Here is a 23,435-nt window from a genome sequence, read left to right on the forward strand (position 1 = left end):
CGGATGTATCCGTTAAGAGCTAGCCGCTAGCTGCTGAGTATATTTGGCTAAAGACTCAAGCTTGATTAACGCATCGCCATTTTGGATGATTTGTTGAGCACGGCTGACACCATTAGGATAATTGCTGGCAAGTCCTGCGGTATATATCGCCGCACCTGCATTTAGGGCAATCATATCACGAGCTTTTAGGACCGCGCGATCATGAGTCTCTTCACCTGATAAAGCGGCGCGTATTAGCTCAAGGCTTTGTTCTGGAGAATCTACATCAAGCCCAATCAGCGTTTGTGATTCGATACCCGCATCCTCTGGCATCATCTCATAGACAGAGATTTCACCCTCTTTTAATTCAGCTACTGTGGTCGAAGTGGCGAGGCTGATTTCATCTAAGCCATCCTTTGCACCGACGACCATGACATGACGTGCGCCTAGATTTTTCATAACTTTGGCGATTGGCTCACACAGCTGAGCAGTAAAGACGCCAATGACCAAATTGGGTGTGCCAGCAGGGTTGGTTAATGGCCCTAAGATATTAAAGATAGTGCGCGATTTGAGCTCACGACGGACTGGATTGGCATAACGCATCGCGCTGTGATGATTGGGCGCAAACAAAAAGCCAACGCCTTGATTTTCGATGCAGTCTTTTGCTTGCTCAGGTGTGAGCGACAGACTAATACCCGCTTGCTCCAACAAATCTGAGCTACCGGATCTGGTAGAGACGCCGCGATTACCATGCTTGGCAACTTGAGCGCCTGCCGCTGCCACCACAAACGCCGACGCTGTAGAGACGTTGAATAAATTCGCACCATCACCGCCCGTACCGACGATATCGACTAAATGAGCACAGTTCTTAGGTTCGATATTCGCAGCCAAAGCGCGCATGGCACTGGCTGATGCCGTAATCTCGTCGATGGATTCACCCTTCATACGTAGACCCGTCAAGATAGCACCCATCATAGCGTCGCTACATCTGCCTTGCATGATAACCAGCATGACTTGATACATCTCATCAAAGGTCAAATCAATATGCTGAAAAATTCGACCCAAAGCCGTCGTTAGTAGCTTATGGATGCCTTCGTCAGACAGTTGTGCAATATTAGCTGCGGTGTGGGTGTCCTCTATCTTTACATTATTCATTAGGTTCTCGCTTTATATTATTTATATTGGTGTATAGGGTGGTCAGAATTTTTATTATCAATCATGCATTTTTAGTAACATTAACCGACTTGCGGCAATGCCTTTGAGGCTGATACTGCCAGATTATGAGTTTGCAAAAAGTTATTGAGTAGCTGATAACCGGCTTCGCTCAAGATGGACTCAGGATGGAACTGTACGCCTTCAATGGCCAATGTGCGATGACGTATGCCCATGATTTCCTCAATACTACCATCGGCGTGCTGCGTCCATGCGGTCAACTCTAGACAGTCGGGTAGACTGGTTTTGTCAACGACCAGCGAATGGTAACGCGTGAATTTTGAGGGGCTAGGTAAGTTGGCAAACACGCCTTTACCACTATGGTAAACGGCAGATAAGCGCCCGTGCATCACTTCGCCAGCTTTGACCACCTGTCCACCGAATGCTTGTCCAATCGCCTGATGCCCGAGACAGATGCCCAATATAGGGATAATACCCTTAAAAGTTTCGATAATTTCTAGAGAAATTCCGGCACGGTCTGGATCGCAAGGCCCTGGACCAATCACGATGGCATCGGGAGCCAAGGTTTCAATCTGCTCAATGGTCACCTGATCGTTACACCATACCGTGATGTCCTGCTGCAACTCACCGAAGTACTGTACGATATTGTACGTAAAGCTGTCGTAATTATCGATCATTAGAATCATTGTGTAGTCAACTCATTGATTTTATTTTTCAAAAGGTAAATTTGCTCTTATTATTTATGCATTGAACTCAACATAAAAGCGGCTTGCTTTACTGGCTAGTTATTGTAAAGGACATCATCTTACCACTATTTTGTGGTCTATAAAATGTAGGACATGACCTAGCGTTTCAAAGAGCCAAAAAATTAAAATGCACCATAAAAATGCAATGTTAATCATTGGTGCACTTGCTACTGCACTAATACAGTGCGAATATGCGCTTATATATACTACTCTTAAATGTTGTCCATAAAAATAATGGCTCAGTTACCTCTTAATATAGTTAAATTACTATTATAAATTACTGAAATTATTGCCAATAATTGGGTTGTTAGTACTAAATATTATATTTAGCAAGGTAACTTGGCACAGCAGTTGCACCATTAGTGTTATCAATATTATTAGATATTGGATATTGGTTACTCTAAAAATAATTGTTAATAAGCAATTGAAGAGTTCAGCATTATGAGTCAGATGTTGCTAAAATGGGGTCAGTCTGCATTTGGCTGATGACTATTTTGGGCCAATGATTTTAGACCAGTAATTTTAGCCCAATGATAGCTGCGCACACTGACGGATAGTGTCACGAGTGTTGATAAACATGAACTTGCAGGCGCTACAAAGCCGCTATGTAGATCCAAAAGCCAGTCCCATATTTTAAAAAGTTTTCATTCATTACTTTAAATCGTAATTTTTTAATTTATTACTTTAAATCGTAATAACGTCATAACCATAACGGAGATTATTCATGTCGAACAAACTACTAGATCTTATCAAATCCTCCAATGCCAAATGGGTCGATTTTCGCTTTACTGATACCCGTGGTAAAGAGCAGCACATCAGTTTTCCAGCGCATAGCGTAGACGAAGAAGTCATGGAAGACGGTAAAATGTTCGATGGTTCATCTATCGCTGGCTGGAAAGGCATTGAAGCGTCAGATATGATCTTGCGTCCTGATCCTGAGACCGCTTTTTTGGATCCGTTTTTTGATGCCGTGACCGTTGTGGTGACTTGTGACATCATCGAACCCTCTACGCTACAAGGCTATGACCGTGACCCACGCTCTATCGCCCGCCGTGCAGAAGAGTACTTAAAGTCTACTGGTATCGGTGATACGGCTTATTTTGGTCCTGAGCCAGAATTCTTTGTATTCGATGAAGTAAAATGGTCGATTGAGATGTCAGGGGTTAGCCATAAAATCGTCGCGGAAGAAGCTGCATGGTCAACCAATAATGACTATGAGTGGGGCAACATGGGACACCGTCCACGTGTTAAAGGGGCGTATTTCCCAGTACCACCAATCGATAGCTCACACGATATGCGTGCGGTGATGTGCGAACGTATCGAAGAAATCATCGGCGAAGGCTGTATCGAGGTGCATCATCATGAAGTGGCACCTTGTCAGTCAGAGATTGGCGTCGCGTTTAATACGCTTGTCAAAAAAGCGGATGAAGTACAACAGTTAAAATACGTGGTTCATAACGTTGCGCATCAGTTTGGCAAAACCGCGACCTTTATGCCAAAACCAATCGTTGGCGACAATGGTTCGGGCATGCACGTGCATATGTCAATCTCAAAGGATGGTGTCAATACCTTCTCAGGCGATGAGTATGCTGGTCTGTCTGAAACGGCACTATATTTCATCGGCGGCGTCATCAAACATGCCCGCGCTTTGAATGCGATTACCAACCCATCGACCAACAGCTATAAGCGTCTAGTACCGCATTACGAAGCACCTATCAAGCTTGCGTACTCAGCGTCTAACCGCTCAGCGTCTATTCGTATTCCGCATGTTAGTAGCCCGAAAGCCGTCCGTGTCGAAGCGCGCTTCCCTGATCCAGCCGCCAACCCATACTTAGCGTTTGCTGCGCTATTGATGGCAGGCCTTGATGGTATTCAGAACAAGATGCATCCAGGCGAAGCCGCTGACAAAAACTTATATGACTTACCACCAGAAGAAGAAGCACAAATTCCAACGGTTGCTGAGAGCTTAGAAGTAGCGCTACAAGCATTACGTGATGACCATGAATTCTTGTTAAAAGGCGATGTGTTCACCCAAGACATGCTAGAAGCATTTATTGCCCTGAAAGAAGAAGAAGTGCAGCGTGTCAATGTGACGGTACATCCAGTAGAGTTTGACTTGTACTATAGCTGCTAATCCATCGTTAAAAGTTTGAGTTTCTAATTAAAAAATCAGTCAAGTAAATCTTGGCTGGTTTTTTTTATGGCATTCAAACCAACAATTGTTCTAGAATGAGAGGCTGATGATGAATGCTTGATAATAAGTGCTCGTTACATTTTTACTCGCGATACCGTTTCTTACTGATGAATTTTTTTAGGATTTAAGCCCACGGTTTCAGTTTCTACAGGACGGCGCGGACAGTGAGTTGCAATGCTCAGTTTTTCATAGCCAGCCATAATAATGATAACAGCAGGCAATGCCATGAAACGCTCAACCTTAAGCCTTTTCTTAGTAATCACCTTGTCACTATTTCAAATAGGCTGTATGCAACAAGAAAAAAAGCAAGATCCTTATAAAGAGGGTGACATCGTCACTTGGAAGATTATAGATAAGAAAGGTAAATATGAATCAGAAATGTCTGATCAATACAATCTTCAATGTGACATTCGAGACGATGTTGGATTAGGTTGCTTTGGTAACTCTACTAACAGTCAAGTCTCTGGCATAGTTTTTTCATTTTGGAATAATGAGAAAGTCAAAGCTATTTCATACGAGCCTATTTATGGTGGTATCAAAGTTGAATGGTATTTTCATCGTAGTAACTTAGAGCATTGGCAAGAGATTGATGCTGCCATTTGGCGACTATTAGACACTTGGAATATATCGCCAATAGAGTAAACATGGATTAACTCAAGAAGTCATATCCTCATAAATGCCTACATAAAAGTGCTGCTGTCGTAGATGTACTATTCTAGATTAGAGTTTGCTTTCCATTTATCTAATATAACAGACGCTACTGTTATTACTTTAAAAATACCCCATAATGGTATTATTATACTTATTAAACACGCGCACTTATTAGGTTAACTGACTATGGTTTCATCATTAAAAAGTACTGTTTTTTTAAATAAAGGGTTGTCGCTAAGTCTGCTGACAGGGCTCATCATTAGCGCAGCCAGTCTTTACGCACCGATGGCAAATGCCGCCGCTATTTATAAAGTTGTTGATGAGAAGACCGGTCAAGTCACCTTTACCGATCGTCCACAAAATTACGAGCAGCAAGCGGGCAAAGAGATTAGCCAGACGACGTTGACAACCGGTAATGAAACGAATAGTTCAAACAGCAATAGCACTGAAAGTAGTCAAACTGCTAGCAATGCCGCGCCCGCCAATGACTCAACAGCTAAGGCAGCGGTCAACTATCAGCTGACCATCACTGAACCGAGCGAAGAACGCGCTTATCGGCGTCCAGCGCAGAGTATCAACGTAGCGCTACAAGTTCAGCCCGCGCTGCAAGCAGGCGCTAGTGTCCGTATTTACTTTGATGGTAACGAAGTTGCTCAAGGTCTAAATGTAACGATTGCGACAATAGACACTTTGCCAGGCGCGCATACGATAACGGCCGTCATTCAAAGTGAAAAAGGTCAAACGCTGCAGCAAGTCACAAGGACTGTCTATGTGATTCAAAATAATACCACCTTGCAAAACAATAAAAAAATTGCCCAGCAGCTTTTGGCGTATCAGAACTTGCCGTGGCATCAAAAAGTGATGCTAAAGTTGCGTCAAAAAAACGGGAAGCAGGCCAACTCTCAGAGCAGTAAACCTATGACTAGCAATGCTTTTACTAAGTAATTAAATAAGTGGCTTATTTATTAAGGCAGCTAAATAAAGTATAGGTTATTTGGTTTTTAGACGTTAAAAAAAGGGCAGTCACTGTATTCAGTGATTGCCCTTTTTTTCAAAAACTATTTGAATGTTTAATAGAACCTAATTATATCTATCTTTTTAACTTATTTGGTTAACTCAATCGTGCCATTGGCAGTGACTGAGATGGTGCTTTCACCAGACTCAAAGCTTTGGCTTGGTACCGATTCATCAGCAGAGGCCGCTTTCATGCTCATCGCGTTATACATCGGACGCGGGTAGTTGCTACCGGTGTTTAGATTGACAGTGACGACACGATAACCGCGAGCATCCCAAGCGCGGGTGAGGTTTTTAGCTTGCTGTTGAAACGCACGAGAGGCTGCTGTCATTAGCTTCTGCTCTAAGGCATCTTTTTTCACGTCTGAAACCCCAAAGTTTAGATTGTCCATGACCAAGGTTTCTTGCAAATCAGCAATAAGTTGGCTCGTTGCGGCGAAATCTGTACTTTTAAGATCGATGTTTGCTTGTCCAGTCCAGCCAATGATTTTGTCATTTTTATCATAGCGTGGATAGGTGCGCTGCTGTCCCGTAGTCACTGTCACCTTAGGGTAGCGCTTAGCGATTTTCATCGCATTATTGATAGAGGTATTGAGCGTGGTGGCCAGCGTTTTAGCATCGGTGGCTTGTGCTTTTTTATACAAGCTGGCTCGTACTTCATCGTTTTGAATATCTTCTTTGACTTCTGCCTGAAAGCTAAGCTGATCGTAGCCTGTTGGCTCTGCATGAGCGCTGCCCATCATTGCTGTCAGTAGGGCCGCAGTACCAGTAGCCAGAGCCGCTTTATTGAGTAGAGTGGTTTTCATTATGATCTCCTAATAAATGATAGTTATATGAGTCGTGTATTGATTACGCTTATTCTTATACGGTATGTTGTTTGTATCGTTTCTTATTCAACATACCTCAACTAAAATAGCAAAAATTAAAGAGGTTGCTGTGAGAATTTTGTCACTTAAGTTACAGGCTAAGTTATAAGAATGACGTGGTTATCTCCTTTATTACCTTAATTTTTGCCATTATTTAGCCTCTTAAACGAAGAGTTTTACGATTGGGGTTGTAATCACAAAAAATTCTTGTATAATCTGCAACTGGTGGCTCCATTGGTAGCCTCGCAACATTGTTCTATGAATCCCGCCAGGACCGGAAGGTAGCAACGGTAATAGTTATGATGTGTGCCGAGGATGTGCTTTTGGAGTCGCTTTTTTTTGCCTAAAATTTGAGTGCGATCTTAATAAAATATAAACAACGCTCATTTGCTATATTAAGCCCTTCATTGTAAAGGGCTTTTTTTTGGCTCGCATTTCGTTAAATTTTAACTTCTCATTGATTAAGATAGGTTAAAATACAATGTATTAACTTTTATTAACATTCTAGATACTTTGGGATTCTTTTATGAAATTGTTCGTTTGGCTGTTCATTGCATTCGTGGTGCTAGTGGTGGTATGTGGCGTCTCGATATTTAACAAATTGGTACGCGCCCGCAACCAAGCAAAGAATGGCTTTGCACAGATAGATGTGCAGCTAAAGCGGCGTCATGATTTGATTCCCAATTTAGTCGAAACCGCCAAGCGTTATCTGACGCATGAAGAAGAGACGCTGACTCGTGTGATTAGTGCACGTAATCACGCCCAAAGCTTGCAAGACTCTAATAAACATCAGCCAGACTCGCTTGAGCATATGGCGCTATTTGCCAAAGCAGAGGGTATGTTGTCGAAAGCGTTGGGGCAATTTTCTGCGGTTGTGGAGGCTTATCCTGAGCTAAAAGCAGATAGCTTGATTAAGGAGTTGATGGATGAGCTGACCAATACCGAAAACCGGATTGGCTTTGCCCGTCAGCATTATAACGATAGCGTGATGTTTTATAACAATGATCGCGAAGTGTTTCCTAATAATCTTGTCAGCACAACTTTTGGCTTTCGTCCACTTAGTCCATTGGTATTTGAAGATAGAAAACTCATTGCTCAAGCACCTGTCGTCGATATGGGCTGATATTTACATACTGTCAAATGCACTTAGTTATGGTTAGGTAAGAGTAATAGATGGATTTTTTTGGTGCACAGCGTAGCCGTACTCAGCGCAGCTTATTGCTCTATGGGCTGTTTTTTCTCATTGTCTTTGCCCATTTGGCAGTAGCGCTGGCTATCATGGCGCTACTGCTGACGATATTTACTGGTGGCGTTTATAAGTGGGTATTAATACTGGTTGCTGTTTGGACGCTAGGTAGCTTTGTCATTGGTAGTTTTTTGGAATATGGTCGCCTAAAAGCAGGTGGTCGCGCTATTGCCCAACGTGTGGGTGCAGTGCGGTTGTTTATCGATCACAGCCAAGATGCGTGGGAGCATAGTCAGGGGGTTGCCCATCAGCATCAGCCTGTACAAAAAGTTCGTTTTAGCACCCTTCATATTGCAGTGCGTGATGAGCGCGATTTTCCGCCTGTCTATCGGCGTTATTATGAGATTGCCCAGCAGCTAGCCATTGCTTCAGGTTTGCATATGCCAATTTTATATGTGCTGCCTGAAGAACAAGGCATTAATGGTTTTGTAGCGGGTCGGCATAGCCAAGATATGGTACTCGTCGTCACCCAAGGCTCGCTTGATAAGCTATCTGATGAAGCGCTATACGGGCTAATAGGGCATGAGTATGCTCATATATTGCATGGTGATGCGACGTTTAATTTGCAGTTAATGGTGATACTGGCAGGTTTGCAATTACTCTATGATTGGAGTGATTCTATTAATAATTTTGGTGCTAGTTATAAAGGCAGTCATAAAAACAGTCAGCAAAACTATTTTGATGGCTCTTTTATTAATAGTGCGGTTAAGCAAAACAACCCCTTGCCGCAAAGAGCAATTGATAGCCATGCGCGTCGCATTGAAGCGTTAACAGCAAACTTTAACACTCATAGTGAATGGGTAAGCTATTGGCAAGCTCAGTCGAATAAACAGTCACAAAGCCAGCAATCATCAACACAAACTCAGTCGATGTGGCTGCAAAATAATAATAAGTTCGATAGCCAAGCACCGCGCAATATTTGGACATTATTAATACATGGATTGAGCTTTTCCAGTATGGCCAGTGCGCAACTGATTAAACACAGCTTTAACCGTGAGCGCGAGTTGCTCGCCGATGCGACCAGCGTACAGTTGACCCGCTCACCGGCGATTATGGCAACGCTAAAAGCCATTCATCAAGACTCGCTTGGTTCGTGCTTAACTGGCATCACCGATATTAATGGATTAAGTCATTTCTTTTTTGCTAGTAGTGGTGCCGATTTGGGTGACGTATCGTGGTTTGCCACGCATCCAAGTTTGGCTGAGCGCATGAGTGCCATCAATGCCAATGCTTATCATGATTTCGCCGTGCAAGTGGCTAAAGAAAAACGTCTCAATCAGCAAAAGATAAAAGAAATTTATGAGCAGCGCCGCTTGGGTGATTGGGGTGTAATAGTAGTAAATAGCCTAAGCAATAATAAGCAAGAGAAAAATGCACATCAATCGCGAGTATCTGCAGTTCAATCAGCGTCAGATATTTATAAAAGCGCGACCGATAAAAACCGCTATTCGGCTGATAAAAGACTTAATAGTAACTTCAATGATGTTATTGACGAAGGTACTATTCAAAAAGTTGCTATTCAAAAAGATATTATTCAAAAAGCTGCTATCGAAAAAGAAATTGCAACCTTTTCGACTAGTGAGATAAATAATGAATTGCAGGACGATAACGGGCTTGAATTTTTTGTAGAGCAAGATGTTGTTATTAATGGGCGTTTGCAGGTGCAAGCAGAAGATGTCGGTACTCAGCAGCTGCTTAAGCCATGGCAAGCCAAACCTGATAGTGATTTGCCGTCTGATACATTGGTTGGTATTGATGACATACAAAAAGTATCGCTACCGCAGTATATGCTCAATCACAGTTATCACCCGCTAGGGGCGCAAGCTTTGATTGAAGCTGTGCTGCTTTGTCATCAGGGTTATGTGCTGTCAACAACAGCAACTTATGACTTAACTGATATCTGGCTCGGGCTCGATAGCGATAGAGCTTTTGCTACTAAAACTAAGGTCGATATAAATAACACACAAATTTTACCGCATACACTCGATCATAAATTATTAGCGGCAGTGGCAAATCTTGACAGACGATTAGACAGTGCTTTGATTGCGTTGGCGCTAAAGCAACTACGCCAGCATGATTTATCAGAAAGTGCTATTGATGAATGGCGCTTAAAATATGAAGCCAGTCATAGCAATCAAGATCATCAACATTATATGCAGCAAGAAAAGTGTCGGACGATGCTATTGCGTTATCAGCAGGGTATCATTGAGCTGTTTGAAAGCTCCTTAACGGCTGATCTAAGTCAAAATATCGCTGATACTATAGATAATGATGATTCTATTAATAAGTCTACATCCGTATTAAATCCTTTAGAGAATACGCGCTCTCGGTTGTCTCGGTCGCCTTCGATTTTAGCGTTATGGCAAGCGCTACAGCTGCAGCAATTGTTGCCCGTATTGTCTGCCGTATTAAATGATACACAGGTTCAGTCGCATCTTCACCCTCAATATCTATACTATCAATGGCAGCAAGTATTGCACGCTGGCACGGATGATATTTATGCTCAGCTTGACCCGTCAGGACAGGTGTTTAATGGTCTCGATGTTGCCGCAAAAACCATGCTGACTTTATTGGCGTATCGCTTAGCAAAAGATGCCAAGGGTCAGGTCGTATCTGCACTAGATAGCTCAGTACCTATCTCAACACCTATCTCAACACCTATTTCAGTGCTCAGCTATAATAGTGCTAGCGTTGCTCATTATCTTGTAGATTTACGCCGTCATGCACGTTTGCTTGATATTGATTTAGCAGCCGTTAGTGAGGCAAATTTGCAATGGTTGTTATTGACTGCGCAAAGTTTAAATAGTGTTCAATTACTGGCATTGATAGAAGCGGTGCCTATTTTTATAGCGTCTGCCAGTCAATCGTCTGATTCTAAAGCCAAAGGTGATGATAATTATCGACAGAGGCAACAGGGCGATGCTCAAATAGATTATAATGCGATTAATAATGAGCCTCATGGTTATAATGATTACTGGCAATGGCTGAGCACGTTGCATACAGTGATGTTACACGATACGATAGTCAGTCAAGATGAGTATGATTGTTTGACCGAGCTTGCCAATCATTGGCTAGGCGTTCGGCAGCTTTTTTGAGCAGTGTCATTAATTACATTTGAGTATTCTTTTGATAGTAAAAGCCTGTAAATCCATTTTAGATAAGTAGGATAGTAAATAAGCATGAGTGATATTCAAGACCCGCTAATTGTATTGCAGCATCGTATGCAGCAGCGCCAGATTTTAGCGATGATGGGTATCAATCAGTGGGTGCAGCCAAGCTCTGAGACATTGAGTATCGCTGATATTTCTGCGCCTACTCTGCCTGAGCAGACTATAGCTAACTCAACTTTAGCTAATGCCAGCACTCCATCTAATGCTACAGCTTCTTCTGCGACGAGCACTGAACAGCCAAGCCTTGCATCTTCTAATATTGAATCCCCAAATATTAATGCCATATCAGGTATGGTAGATGATGAGTCTAATCATTCTTATGATGACGCTAATGAGACAGGTTTAATCCAATCTGACCAACAAAGCCCCGTCACCTATAGTTTTGACTCGACTGTCCCTGACATCTCTAAGCCCGCCGTTACCTCACTTGTAAATACGGTCGTTCAGCAAGCTGCGATGGACAATGTAAATAATGCTCCAAGCTTTGAAGATAGCAGTTTTAAAGAGAATAACTTTAAAGACGATAGCTTCAAAAAGGTAGTACCATTTGATTTACAAGGTGGTCGCTATGGCGATTGGGTAATTTTGGTTGATATTCAAGCCCTTAATCATGACAGCCAAAAACTGTGGCAAAATATCATCCAAGCGCTATTCATCAGTTGTGAGACCACATCCTTTCCTATCTGTGAGGGTATGGATACCGCTGAGCTTGCCAATGCCAGCCTTGCAGGATATGTGTTTAAGATTGGTCGTCGCGAAGAGATAAAAGTGGCGGCATTGACCGTATTACCTGATGGCCTTGAGCATCCGAACTTTATGACTGTGCCTACACTTGATGACATGCTTGTTGATAGTAACCTTAAAGGTCAGCTTTGGGAGCAGTTATCGAGCCAGAGTTAAAGGCTTGCCACTTGCTATTATTACGACTACTACGACAGAGATTAAAAATAACGTTAACATTCATATTTAACGTTTAACCTTTAATAACCACGATGATTTCATCATATTTAGGATATTGATTATGACCACTAAAGCCGCTCCTAACCGTGTACCCAATTTTTCAGCGGGACCTGCTACGATACCGACGGCCGTATTATCACGCGCTCAAGAAGAGTTGCTTGATTGGCAAGGACGCGGCATGTCGGTTATGGAAGTGAGTCACCGTAGTAAAGAGTACCTCGCGATTACCGAAAAAGCCGAAGCCAAATTGCGCTCGCTAATGGACATTCCAGATAACTATAAAGTACTGTTTTTACAAGGCGGTGCCAGCTTACAGTTTTCAGCGATTCCGTTAAATCTATTAAATGGTGGACGCGCAGATTACCTAACGACGGGTACTTGGTCTGGCAAAGCGGTTAAAGAAGCGCAGCGCTATGCCAAACTGGGTTTGGGCGAGGTTAATGTGGTCGCAACGAGTAAAGACAATAACTTTACCGATGTGCCAGACCAAAGTGATTGGAATCTGAGCGCAGATGCGGCATATTTTCATTACTGCACCAACGAAACCATTCATGGTTTGCAGATTTTTGAGCCGCCACAAGTCGATGCGCCGATTATCGCCGATATGTCTTCTTGCATTTTGTCACAGCCAATCGATGTCTCTAAATTTGGCATGATTTATGCGGGTGCGCAAAAAAATATCGGGCCAGCAGGACTAATTATCGTCATTATCCGTGAGGATTTATTGGGCAAAGCGAGTGAGTGGTGCCCACTACTGATGAACTATGAACACCAAGCTGAAAAAGAGTCGATGTCAAACACGCCAGCGACCTATTCTTGGTATTTAGCAGGACTAGTATTTGATTGGTTAGAAGAGCAGGGCGGCGTTGCTGCTATTGGTAAAATCAACCAGCAAAAAGCCTATTTACTCTATAAAACGATTGATGACAGCAGCTTCTATAGTAATCCCGTTGACCCCAAATATCGCTCTATCATGAACGTGCCGTTTACGTTAGCGGACAGCAGCCTTGATAAAGTGTTTTTAGAAGAGTCAGAGGCGGCGGGCCTCATGAATCTAAAAGGTCACCGCGATGTCGGTGGTATGCGCGCCAGCATTTATAATGCAGTGTCATTAGAGTGGGTACAGCAGTTGGTTGACTTTATGATCGCCTTTGAAAAAAAGCACGCTTAAGTTAGTACAGGCTTTGAAACAAAAGGCGCAACTTTAAGAGCTGCGTCTTTTTTTATGTCTATTAGCGTTTTTTTAAGTAGCATAATGCGTTATGTAGCACCCTTAACACCGCAAAGCATTAGGTTAAAAAACCTAAGTTTGTTATGATAAAATTTCTTCAATTGCCTATTTTGCCGTCAGTCGCGCATTTTTTATCCAAGTCGGTTTAGAGTAGAAGGTCGTTATGAGGGGTATTACATAGTCATGATGCTAAAAAACACCATGCTAAAAGCCGTCTTGCTTGTCATGACTAGCAGCTGGATACCTGTCAGTATCGCAGCGCCAATCACCACGACTGCGCTTGGGCACAATAGTACCACTGAGTATATTGACGTACCATACATGCCCTATGCCAATCCAAAGGCGCCCAAAGGTGGTACGCTGTCATTGGATGCACGCGGCACCTTTAATGCGGCCAATAAATGGATGACCACAGGCGTGGCAATGGTTGGTACGGACTATCTGTATGATACCTTGATGACGGGCTCACTCAATGAAGCCTTTACCATGTATCCGCAGCTGGCAAATAAAGTCACGTATGATCCTGACGATACCAGTTGGATTATTTACCATGTTAATCCTGCTGCGCGCTTTTGGGACGGGTCGCCAGTGACCAGTAGTGACGTCAAAGCCACTTATGATGCGATATTGAATAAAGGCCCGATGTATATCCGCAGCTATTTGGGCGATATTAAAGACATTAAGATTATCGATAAGCAGCGGGTAAAGTTTGTTTTTAAGTCTGATGATAATAAAGAGATATTATTAACGGTTGGGCAATTCCCTATTTTTGCTAAATCCTCGATTGATACAGATTTTGAGAAAATCACGCTCACGCCATTGATGGGTAGTGGTCCTTATAAACTTGGTCGCGTTGATGCGGGGCGTGCGGTCAGCTATGTGCGTGATCCCAATTATTGGGGCAGTGATTTGATGGTCAATCGTGGTCGTTATAACTTTGATAGGATTAAATTCGTCTATTATCAAAGTGATGAGATTGCTTTTGAGGGTTTTAAATCTGGGCAATATCGTTTCCGTCCGGAGAATAAAGCGTCGAATTGGGCAACAGGTTACAATTTCCCCGCCGTCAAAGCAGGTCTAATTAATAAAGAAACCATCAGCAGTGAAAACCCAGTACCGATGCAGGGTTTGGTCATGAATATGCGTAGGCCACTTTTTCAAGATATTCGCGTCCGCCAAGCATTGACGGCAGCTTATGATTTTGAGTGGATGAACAAAACTTTATTCCATGGGCAGTATGAGCGCTTACAAAGCTTCTTTCATGGCTCAGAGCTTGCTGCTACTGGTACGCCATCTGCGGCTGAGATGCAGATATTAAGCCCATTGCTGGCCAAGCTTGAACCGATTCAGCGACAAGCGGTATTAACGGAATGGCGATTGCCAACCAGTGACGGTAGCGGCTTTAATCGTAAAGCCTTATTAGAGGCGCGCCAGCTGTTGCTAGATGCGGGCTTTTATTATCAAGATATGAAGTTATATCAGCCAAACGGCAAGCTTGCTCAGATTGAGATTTTGATGACAGGCGAGACCATGGGGCGCGTGCTGTTGCCTTATATCCGTAATCTAAAGCGTTTGGGCTTTGATGCAACCTTACGTCAAGTCGATGGGCCACAATATTACGAGCGTATGCGCCGTTTTGACTATGATATGGTGGTCGACGTCTTTGCACAGAGCTTATCACCTGGTGCTGAGCAGGCGGCGTTTTGGGGCAGTGCAGCCGCTGATGAAGCGGGTAACGCCAATACCATCGGTATTAAAAATCCTGCGATTGACAGTGTTATTAAAAAACTGGGCGACGCTAAAAATCGCGATGAGATCGTCTTATATACGCACGTACTTGATCGCCTGCTACGGGCAGGACATTATTTAGTCCCTTTATACGGCAAACCTAGCACCAATGTCGCCTACTGGAATCAATATCGTCATACTGCAAAACTCCCGACCAATGCTATCGGTATCGATTATTGGTGGACAGATAAAGAAGCAGAAGCTCGCGTTAATCTATACTTAAAGCAATAGTTTAAAATAATGGCTTAAAACAGTTATTTAAAAATTATCATTTAAACCAGTAAATAAAATCGTGTTTCATTTGGTTTTTAAAATTTAATAAAAAACATCAGTAATAAAGACAATCACTGCTAAGGATTTTATATGAGTATTCGTATTCACCCCATTAAAGCGTTCAATGACAACTATATTTGGACACTCATTAATGAAAATAATAAGCAGGCGATTGTCATTGATCCGGGTCAAGCCGAGCCAGTTATCGCCTATTTAGAAGAAAACGGCTTAGAGCTGACGTCCATCTGGACCACACATCATCACCATGATCATATCGGAGGCGTCGCCGAGCTACAAGAATCTTATCCAATGACGCATTTGGTTGCGCATACCGAGCACAATGTCGATGAAGATCAAACTATTAAAGACGGCAGTACGGTCAGCGCTTGGGGCTGTGCCGCGCAAGTATGGGATGTGTCCGGTCACACCGCAAGCCACGTGGCATATATTTTGGATATCGATGGACAGAAGCATTGTTTTTGCGGTGATACCTTATTTAGTGCCGGTTGCGGACGCGTCTTTACCGGCACGATTGAGCAATTGCATGACAGCTTTAAGCGTTTAAATGGCTTGCCAGCTGAGACGCTGCTGTATCCAGCCCATGAATATACTGCCAACAACTTACGCTTTGGCTTATCTATTGAACCGGCTAATGGAGCGATGCAGCAAGCGCTGGCTCAAGCAGAAGAAAAAACCGCCCAAGGTATCCCGACGCTGCCAGTCACTTTAGAGCATGAACGCGCAATCAATGTGTTTTTGCGGACGCAAGAGCCAAGTGTGATAGCAGGGGTAAAGTCTAAAGTCACTATAGACGATGATAAGTCTTTGACGGTGTTCGCCGCGTTACGTGAGCTTAAAAATAACTTCTAAATACTAAGTTGTCATCTCTCTTTATTTTAGGAAGCCGCCATTATGGGTCGTTATATCTTAAAAAGGTTATTACTGATATTACCGACGCTATTTTTGATATTGCTGGCGAACTTTGTCATTGTCCAAGCGGCGCCCGGCGGTCCTGTTGAGCAGCAACTGGCACTTATTGAGCAAAGCGCAAAAGACAGTGCGCTAAGTGGTAATCTTGGCGCGGGTAGTGCCGGTGGCAACAATAGCACTTACCAAGGTACGCGTGGTCTATCTGAGGAGATGGTGGCGGCGATTAATGCGCAATATGGCTTTGATAAGTCAGCCCCTGAGCGTTTTTGGCTGATGCTAAAGAATTATGCCAAGCTTGATTTTGGTGAGTCGTTTTTTAAAGGTCAATCGGTGACGGATTTGATTGTCGAAAAGCTGCCCGTATCCATCTCGCTTGGGCTTTGGAGCACGCTGCTGATTTATATGATCGCCATTCCACTGGGCGTGTATAAGGCCATGCATCATGGCTCGGGGATTGATAAAGTCACTGCCATGCTACTTGCTATCGGCCATGCGATACCCGTCTTTGTATTTGCCGTCATATTACTAGTATTTTTTGCTGGTGGCAGCTACTGGAACATTTTTCCACTGCAAGGATTAACTTCCGAGAATTTCGATCAATTAAGTGTACTTGGTAAAGTAAAAGATTACTTTTGGCATCTGGCGCTACCGCTCCTAGCAAGTACCGTTGGCGGCTTTGCAGGCTTAACCTATTTGACCAAGTTTAGCTTTTTAGAAGAGCTTGGTAAGCAATATGTGCTTACTGCTCGCGCGAAAGGCTTGGGTGAGCGTCAAGTGTTATACGGTCATGTCTTTCGTAATGCCATGCTGATTATTATTGCTGGTATCCCAGCGGCTATCGTTGGGATTTTCTTTGCCGGTAATTTTCTCATTGAAATTATCTTTAAGCTTGATGGTTTGGGGTTGTTAGGTTTCGAAGCCATTCAGCAGCGTGATTACCCCGTGATATTTGGTACGCTATTTATCTTTACTTTGCTCGGATTATTATTGCAGTTAATTAGTGATTTGAGTTATCACTTAATTGATCCGCGTATTGATTTTGAGGGGCGCTAATGTCAAGTCATCCATTATCCTCAACACCCTCAACTGCCTCTTCTATTCCACTAGAGAAAAAGCGCCGCTTAAACCCTATTTGGCAGGCACGCCTTAATCGTTTTCGCCGCAATCGTCTCGGCGTGATATCGCTATTTATTTTTGCCCTGATATTTGTTATTTGTATGGCAGCCAATGTGATTGCCAATGACAAGCCGCTACTGGTGCAGTATCAAGGTGATTATTATTTTCCCGTACTAAAAGCCTATCCCGAAACGACTTTTGGCGGGGTGTTCGAGACCGAAGCCAACTATAAAGACCCTGCGGTACAAATGCTGATTGATGAGCAGGGCTTTTATATTATGCCGCCCATCCCTTTTGCTGATCAGACACCGAACGTTGAGCTAGGAATTCCATATCCAGCCGCGCCCAATAGCCAAAATTGGCTTGGGACAGATGATTTGGGTCGTGATGTGCTGGCGCGGATACTTTACGGCATGCGGGTATCTTTGTTGTTCGGTCTGGCCTTGACGCTAGCAGGCGCGCTTATTGGTATTATCGTTGGTGCGATACAAGGTTATTATGGTGGTTGGGTAGATTTAGCAGGGCAGCGCTTTATGGAAGTATGGGGCGGTATGCCGCAGCTGTTTATGATTATTATTTTGGTCAGCTTGTTTAGCCCTAGTATTACTATGCTATTTGCGATGATGCTGTTATTCGGTTGGATGGGGCTGGTTGGTCTGGTGCGGGCAGAGTTTTTGCGTGCGCGTAACTTTGATTATGTCCGTGCGGCGCGTAATCTCGGGGTGTCGGACAGCCAGATCATGCTAAGACATATCTTGCCCAATGCCTTAGCGTCAAGCTTGTCACAGCTGCCGTTTATTTTAACGGCCAATATTATTGCACTGACAGCCTTAGACTTTTTAGGATATGGTCTGCCACCCGGCTCACCGTCGCTGGGTGAGCTGATGGTACAAGGCAAAAATAACCTTGATGCACCATGGCTTGCGCTATCAGGGTTCTTTAGCTTAACCTTTATTTTATCCTTGCTCATCTTCGTTGGCGAAGCGCTACGCGATGCCTTTGATCCGAGGCGCTCTTAATATGACAACTGCTAAGATGATAACCGCTAATACGACAACCATTGCTGAAAAAAATAAACTTTCAAGCGAAAATAATAGCAATGCCCAAAGCAAGCTCATGCTAGCAGTAGATAAGCTTAGCATCACAACTCATGCAGGCGTCCAACTGGTCGATAAGCTAACTTACGAGCTAAGACAAGGACAAACCTTGGCCATCGTCGGGGAGTCGGGCTCTGGTAAGTCGATTGCTAGCCTCGCGTTATTAGGGCTGTTACCCGATAGTTTGACGGTTAGCGGTGAAGTGCAGTTAGCAGATACAACAGGTATGACGGTGCTGCCAATTATCAATGAAAAAGGGCGTAATGAGGCGCTGCGCTCTATTCGTGGGCAACGTATCGGTATGGTGTTTCAAGAACCAATGACAGCATTAAACCCATTGCATACGGTCGGCAAACAAATTGCTGAATCTTTGCGTCTCAGCGGTGTGCCAAAAAAGCAGTGGCGAGAGAAAAGTATTGCCTTGCTAGACGATGTCAATATCACCAATCCTGCTGATAAGCTGAATCGCTATCCACATGAGCTGTCTGGTGGTCAGCGTCAGAGAGTCATGATTGCCATGGCATTAGCGCAGCAGCCCGATATCTTAATCGCTGATGAACCGACCACCGCGCTCGATGTGACTCTGCAACATGAGATTCTTGCCTTATTAGATAATCTTAAACGTCAGCATAATATGGCGATGATATTAATCAGCCATGATCTCAATTTGGTCAGACGCTACAGCGATGAAGTCATCGTCATGCGTCAAGGACAGACGATTGAGCAAGGGCAAACTGCAGCAGTATTTAGTCAGCCTAAAGCCGACTATACGCGCTCGCTTATCAAGCAAGACTTCGGGCAAGCGCTCAGTTTATTTGATGATGAAAGTCAGTTACCAATCGTATTGCAAGTCAGCAACTTACAAGTACAGTTTCCTGTAGAAAAAAGCTTGTTTGGCGGCACCAAACGTTGGTTCGATGCGGTAAAAGATGTCGATATGACCCTGCAAAAAGGACAAGCATTAGGTATCGTTGGTGAATCAGGTTCTGGAAAGACCACAATAGCGCTGGCACTAAGTCAATTGCTTAGCAATCAAGCACATATCAGTGGTCAAATAATGATCAATGGGCAAGACATTACAGCATTGTCCAAACGTGAACTGCGCACCTTCCGCTCGCAGATTCAAATGGTGTTTCAAGACCCCTTTGCCAGTATTAATCCGCGCATGACGGTCATGCAAATCGTCGAAGAAGGATTATTGGTACAAGGTGTCAATAAAGCACAACGTCAGCAGGCGGTGATGGATAGTTTGGCTACTGTGCATCTACCAGCTGATTTTGCGCAGCGTTATCCGCATGAGTTATCAGGCGGTCAGCGTCAACGGGTAGCCCTTGCGCGTGCACTCATTATGCAGCCCAGTCTGTTGATATTAGATGAGCCAACTTCTGCGCTTGATAGCACTACGCAGGTCACTGTGGTCAGCTTGCTACGAGAGATTCAACAAAAACTGCAAATCAGTTACGTCTTTATTAGCCATGACTTAAAGGTAGTACGCGCTTTATGTCAGCATATTGTGGTGCTAAAAGACGGCGTGTGTATTGAGTTTGGTCGTAGCGAAGATGTTTTCAATAATCCACAGCACCCGTATGCTCAGCAGTTATTACAGGCAAGCATGATTTAGCCTAGGGTCTGTTGAACATTCAAATGTGGCACTGGCAGTAGCTATTTTTTAGACAATGCGCAGTGAAATTTTTGATGCCTAGTCATTCTAGGTTAGACAATTTCGCCATGTATTGGCAAAAAATAGCTACTGCCCTAAAAGGCTGATGCTAAAACCACCCCAAACGTTGTTGTAAACCTAGCTAAGGTCTCGACATTATCATCGGTTTACGCCTGATTTGATAAAAGGTTTGGGACGATTTTAGCGATCAGCAGTCCTAATATTTGAATGTTCAACAGACCCTATTAAAAGATCAACAGTCAGAAATGAATAGCTACGTAATTACATAATCATGTAGCTGCACTAATTTTGAAATAAGTGGAACACTCTACATGATCGGCAGGCTCAAAATAAAACCTATCCAAGCCCGAGATATCAGCGAGTCAAATCGTCCCTCAACCACGCTTGAGCTGCTATTTGACTTGGTTTATGTCATTGCTGTCGCCACCGCTGCCAATGGTTTTTATAATCGCTTGAGTGAGCACGATTTTTCAGGTTTTTTGACCTTTACTGTGGCATTTTTTATCTTGTGGAATGCGTGGACCAGCTTTACGTGGTTTGCGTCAGGCTATGACCCTGACGACTGGTTTTATCGCATCTCAGTCATGTTTCAGATGTTTGGCTCTCTCATGATAGCCGCCAACATTCATCAGTTTTATGAGCAAGGGCTGACTTGGATTGGGGTGACGGGTTATGCCATCATGCGGCTAGCAAGCTGTAGTCAATGGTGGCGTGTCTATCGACAAGTTCCAGGTCATAAAAAAGTCGCTGGGCGCAGTATGGTCGGTCTGTTAACTTTACAGGCGTTGTGGATTATCTGGTTGTTTTTACCATCCGCGTTACAAACGCCCGCCTTGTTTCTGTTCATAGCAGCAGAACTACTCATGCCAGTATGGGCACGTTCAGAGCAGTTTGATAACTGGCACCCTGGACACATTGCTGAGCGTTATGGACTCTTGACCATTATCGTATTGGGCGAGGGTGTGGTAGGGGTTAGTAACAGTATTCAATATTTTTTGGTCAACTCTACCTCTGCTGCGAGTAGCATCCTGTTACTCGGCTCAAGCTTAGTCGCTCTCGTGTTTTCTTTATGGTGGCTGTATTTTATCGTGCCCTTTGATACCATTTTAAATAAAGAGCGCCGACGTCATGATTTGTTTTTATTTGGTTATGGGCACTTTTTTATCTTTGCTGCCTTAGCAGGTTTGGGCAGTATGCTGAATTTGGTTACCGAATCTGTCGCCGGTGAGAATGGTGATAGCGTCCAAAAAGTCATTTCAGAACCTTATGCAATGGGCATGTTAATGAGCATGTTGGTGGTGTTTTTATTGACGCTGACTATATTAAGAGAATTGATGTGCCGTAGATCGAGCCATAATGTTATTGCAATGCTCCTTGCACTGACCATCATTGGACTGAGCTATACAGCGGTCACGCAAGGATTGCCCATCACCTATGGCATTTGGCTGAGTATCTTGGCACCTGTGGTGATGATTTGGTATTTTGGGCAAGACAATAAGCATTGGCTGGTCAAAGAAGATGTTTAAGGCTGACTTATTTATTAATACTGCTGCTATTTGACGATTTGATAAAAACCTCTAAAAAATCAGAACATAGCAGTTCATAATAATTACGACATCCTAAAAAATGTAGTGGTACAATAAATTTGAACACTAGTCCACTCTATCGATATATATATTTTACTTTTATATTTACCTGTTTGGCTTCGCTCCCAAGGCATGTTCTCATTTTAAAAATGGTGCTAAAAATGAGATAAATCGTAGTTAAACAAAGAAAATAGAGCAGATAATATCGATATATTAACGGGTTATTTAACGCTGTTTAGCGAAATTTAACCACTTTTAGTCCATTTAGATGACTATTGTTTGAATTGAGACACGCCCTAGTTGGTGGAATCAACACAGTTATAACTGCTATTAAAAGCATTATTAAAAAAGGATTTTTTATGCCCAGTAAAAAACAAAGCAGTCTTTCTAAGTTAGTAAATAACAATCCATTGCAGCATGCTGGTTATTTGGCAGTTGCCAAAACGCGTGCCAAAGTGCTAAAAGCCTTTTCTTACGTAGTGCCTATCAGAAGACCGATGCTATTCGTTGGTGAGACTGCCTGTGATGAGTTATGTGATATGCTCATCAATGAAGGCAGTAGCAATGTATTTATCGTCACTGATGCCGTATTGAATAAGCTTGGTATACCTGCCAAAGTGACCGACTATCTAGATAGTAAAAACATCCGCTATCAGCTCTATGATGGTGTGACACCAGACCCTACTTTTAAGGTCATAGAAGAAGGCCTGCGCAAATCTATCGATGCTAAGTGCGACTCTATACTGGCTATCGGCGGCGGTTCAGTCATCGACGCGGCTAAGATGATTGCAATGTCGCAGGGCAATAATTGTAAACCTAGACAACTTATTGGAATTCTAAAAGCCAGAAAACCTTCTACGCCGCTATATTGTATTCCTACTACTGCTGGTACGGGCTCAGAGGCAACGCTTGGTGCGGTAGTGTCAGACGATGAAACCCATCAAAAGGCCTTATCTATTGATCCAAGAATGGTGCCATTAGCAGCGGCCATCGATCCGGTCATTATGAAAGGCATGCCTGCGCATATCACAGCCGATACCGGTATTGATGTATTGACCCATGCACTAGAGGCGTGGATGAGCGTGAACGCAAGCGTAGAGACTGACTACTATGCAGCTTCGGCTGTTAAGTCTGTCATGAAATATCTACCGATGGCTTATAAAGATGGTGGGGATTTAAAAGCCCGTGAAGCGATGGGTATTGCGGCTCACTACGGTGGTATTGCCTTTAATAAAGCTGGTCTAGGTTATGTTCATGCTATCGCTCATCAATTAGGCGCGTATTATAGTATTCCTCATGGTCGTGCGAATGCCATCGTCTTGCCTTATGTATTGGACTTAAATCGTAAAGCAAGTGAAAAACGACTGGCAACATTGGCAAGAAAAACGGGCATGGTCAAGCACGATCAAGCGAGTAGTAGCAATGGTCAGATAGCAGATGACTTAATCGCCCAAGTACGAGAGCTGATCAAAAGCTTAAATATTGATCCAACCGTCAAAGGTATGAAAAGCAGTGACTTTGACAGTATCGCTAAAGCCGCTGCTAAAGAAGTCAGTGATACCTATGCAGTGCCGACTTATATGCCAGCGTCTGGTATCAAGGAAATCTTGACCAAGATTATGCAAGAAAGTGAAGCTCTTGCTGGTAAAGATAAAAATAGTGACAATGCAGCATAGCAGCATAGATTATTTTATCTATTTAATCATGTCGCTGATAAACTAAAAAAGCTTATTA

General features: G+C 43.4%; 18 protein-coding genes and 1 other RNA gene. 15 read left to right on the forward strand and 4 right to left on the reverse strand.

Annotation, left to right across the window (positions count from 1 at the left end; all coding sequences use genetic code 11):
* Positions 1-12 precede the first annotated feature (12 nt).
* The gene (gene trpD, locus HQR03_RS09300) at positions 13-1,134 is read right to left on the reverse strand and encodes an anthranilate phosphoribosyltransferase (RefSeq protein ID WP_173239977.1); all 1,122 of its coding nucleotides are present in this window, start codon (positions 1,132-1,134) and stop codon (positions 13-15) included.
* Between the two features lie 80 nt (positions 1,135-1,214).
* On the reverse strand, positions 1,215-1,838 hold the full coding sequence (locus HQR03_RS09305; RefSeq protein WP_173239978.1) for an anthranilate synthase component II: 624 nt from the start codon (positions 1,836-1,838) through the stop codon (positions 1,215-1,217).
* A gap of 784 nt (positions 1,839-2,622) precedes the next feature.
* On the opposite strand from HQR03_RS09305, the gene glnA reads away from it, so the two are divergent.
* Positions 2,623-4,032 carry a type I glutamate--ammonia ligase gene (glnA, locus tag HQR03_RS09310; protein ID WP_025651184.1) on the forward strand — a complete coding sequence of 470 codons (1,410 nt, stop codon included), beginning with the start codon at positions 2,623-2,625 and terminating at the stop codon, positions 4,030-4,032.
* A 161-nt stretch (positions 4,033-4,193) separates the two neighbouring features.
* On the opposite strand, the gene HQR03_RS14300 is transcribed toward glnA, so the two are convergent.
* On the reverse strand, positions 4,194-4,319 hold the full coding sequence (locus HQR03_RS14300) for a hypothetical protein (RefSeq protein WP_264673008.1): 126 nt from the start codon (positions 4,317-4,319) through the stop codon (positions 4,194-4,196).
* Here HQR03_RS14300 and HQR03_RS09315 point away from each other — a divergent pair.
* Together HQR03_RS09315 and HQR03_RS09320 are read left to right on the forward strand one after the other, a co-directional pair.
* Complete coding sequence (locus HQR03_RS09315; RefSeq protein ID WP_025651183.1) at positions 4,318-4,734, forward strand: hypothetical protein; 417 nt, start codon at positions 4,318-4,320, stop codon at positions 4,732-4,734. The two genes, HQR03_RS14300 and HQR03_RS09315, sit on opposite strands and share 2 nt — an antisense overlap.
* 195 nt (positions 4,735-4,929) lie before the next feature.
* A complete protein-coding gene (locus HQR03_RS09320) occupies positions 4,930-5,688 on the forward strand; it encodes a DUF4124 domain-containing protein (RefSeq protein ID WP_173239979.1) in 759 nt (252 codons plus the stop codon).
* A gap of 158 nt (positions 5,689-5,846) precedes the next feature.
* Here the strand turns inward: HQR03_RS09320 and HQR03_RS09325 are convergent, their stop codons facing one another.
* Positions 5,847-6,563: an SIMPL domain-containing protein gene (locus HQR03_RS09325; protein ID WP_173239980.1), complete on the reverse strand. Its 717-nt coding sequence runs from the start codon at positions 6,561-6,563 to the stop codon at positions 5,847-5,849.
* Positions 6,564-6,855: 292 nt separating this feature from the next.
* Between HQR03_RS09325 and ffs the strand changes: the two genes are divergently transcribed.
* The 12 genes from ffs to HQR03_RS09385 all read left to right on the forward strand — a co-directional run bounded on the left by ffs (position 6,856) and on the right by HQR03_RS09385 (position 23,377).
* An RNA gene (ffs, locus tag HQR03_RS09330) (signal recognition particle sRNA small type) lies at positions 6,856-6,952 on the forward strand.
* Between the two features lie 197 nt (positions 6,953-7,149).
* On the forward strand, positions 7,150-7,746 hold the full coding sequence (locus HQR03_RS09335) for a LemA family protein (protein ID WP_025651180.1): 597 nt from the start codon (positions 7,150-7,152) through the stop codon (positions 7,744-7,746).
* 50 nt (positions 7,747-7,796) lie between these two features.
* Positions 7,797-10,964: a M48 family metalloprotease gene (locus tag HQR03_RS14205; RefSeq protein ID WP_244952015.1), complete on the forward strand. Its 3,168-nt coding sequence runs from the start codon at positions 7,797-7,799 to the stop codon at positions 10,962-10,964.
* Between the two features lie 84 nt (positions 10,965-11,048).
* Positions 11,049-11,939 (forward strand): hypothetical protein, encoded by an 891-nt coding sequence (locus HQR03_RS09345; RefSeq protein WP_173239981.1) that lies wholly within the window; start codon positions 11,049-11,051, stop codon positions 11,937-11,939.
* A gap of 121 nt (positions 11,940-12,060) precedes the next feature.
* Positions 12,061-13,170 (forward strand): 3-phosphoserine/phosphohydroxythreonine transaminase, encoded by a 1,110-nt coding sequence (gene serC, locus HQR03_RS09350; RefSeq protein ID WP_173239982.1) that lies wholly within the window; start codon positions 12,061-12,063, stop codon positions 13,168-13,170.
* A 246-nt stretch (positions 13,171-13,416) separates the two neighbouring features.
* A complete protein-coding gene (locus HQR03_RS09355; protein ID WP_173240001.1) occupies positions 13,417-15,249 on the forward strand; it encodes an extracellular solute-binding protein in 1,833 nt (610 codons plus the stop codon).
* A 132-nt stretch (positions 15,250-15,381) separates the two neighbouring features.
* A complete protein-coding gene (gloB, locus tag HQR03_RS09360) occupies positions 15,382-16,161 on the forward strand; it encodes a hydroxyacylglutathione hydrolase (protein WP_173239983.1) in 780 nt (259 codons plus the stop codon).
* Between the two features lie 42 nt (positions 16,162-16,203).
* Positions 16,204-17,274 (forward strand): microcin C ABC transporter permease YejB, encoded by a 1,071-nt coding sequence (gene yejB / locus HQR03_RS09365; RefSeq protein WP_173239984.1) that lies wholly within the window; start codon positions 16,204-16,206, stop codon positions 17,272-17,274.
* Complete coding sequence (locus tag HQR03_RS09370) at positions 17,274-18,356, forward strand: ABC transporter permease (protein WP_173239985.1); 1,083 nt, start codon at positions 17,274-17,276, stop codon at positions 18,354-18,356. Before yejB ends, HQR03_RS09370 begins: the two co-directional genes overlap by 1 nt.
* Position 18,357: 1 nt before the next feature.
* Positions 18,358-20,055, forward strand: coding sequence for an ABC transporter ATP-binding protein (locus tag HQR03_RS09375; RefSeq protein WP_244952016.1), 1,698 nt, complete (start codon positions 18,358-18,360; stop codon positions 20,053-20,055).
* A gap of 371 nt (positions 20,056-20,426) precedes the next feature.
* Positions 20,427-21,641 carry a low temperature requirement protein A gene (locus tag HQR03_RS09380; RefSeq protein WP_173239986.1) on the forward strand — a complete coding sequence of 405 codons (1,215 nt, stop codon included), beginning with the start codon at positions 20,427-20,429 and terminating at the stop codon, positions 21,639-21,641.
* Positions 21,642-22,060: 419 nt separating this feature from the next.
* Entirely contained in the window at positions 22,061-23,377 is a 1,317-nt protein-coding gene (locus HQR03_RS09385; RefSeq protein ID WP_173239987.1) for an iron-containing alcohol dehydrogenase, read from the forward strand.
* Positions 23,378-23,435: the final 58 nt, after the last annotated feature.

The sequence above is a fragment of the Psychrobacter okhotskensis genome, assembly GCF_013248965.1.
Classification (GTDB): Bacteria; Pseudomonadota; Gammaproteobacteria; order Pseudomonadales; family Moraxellaceae; genus Psychrobacter; species Psychrobacter okhotskensis.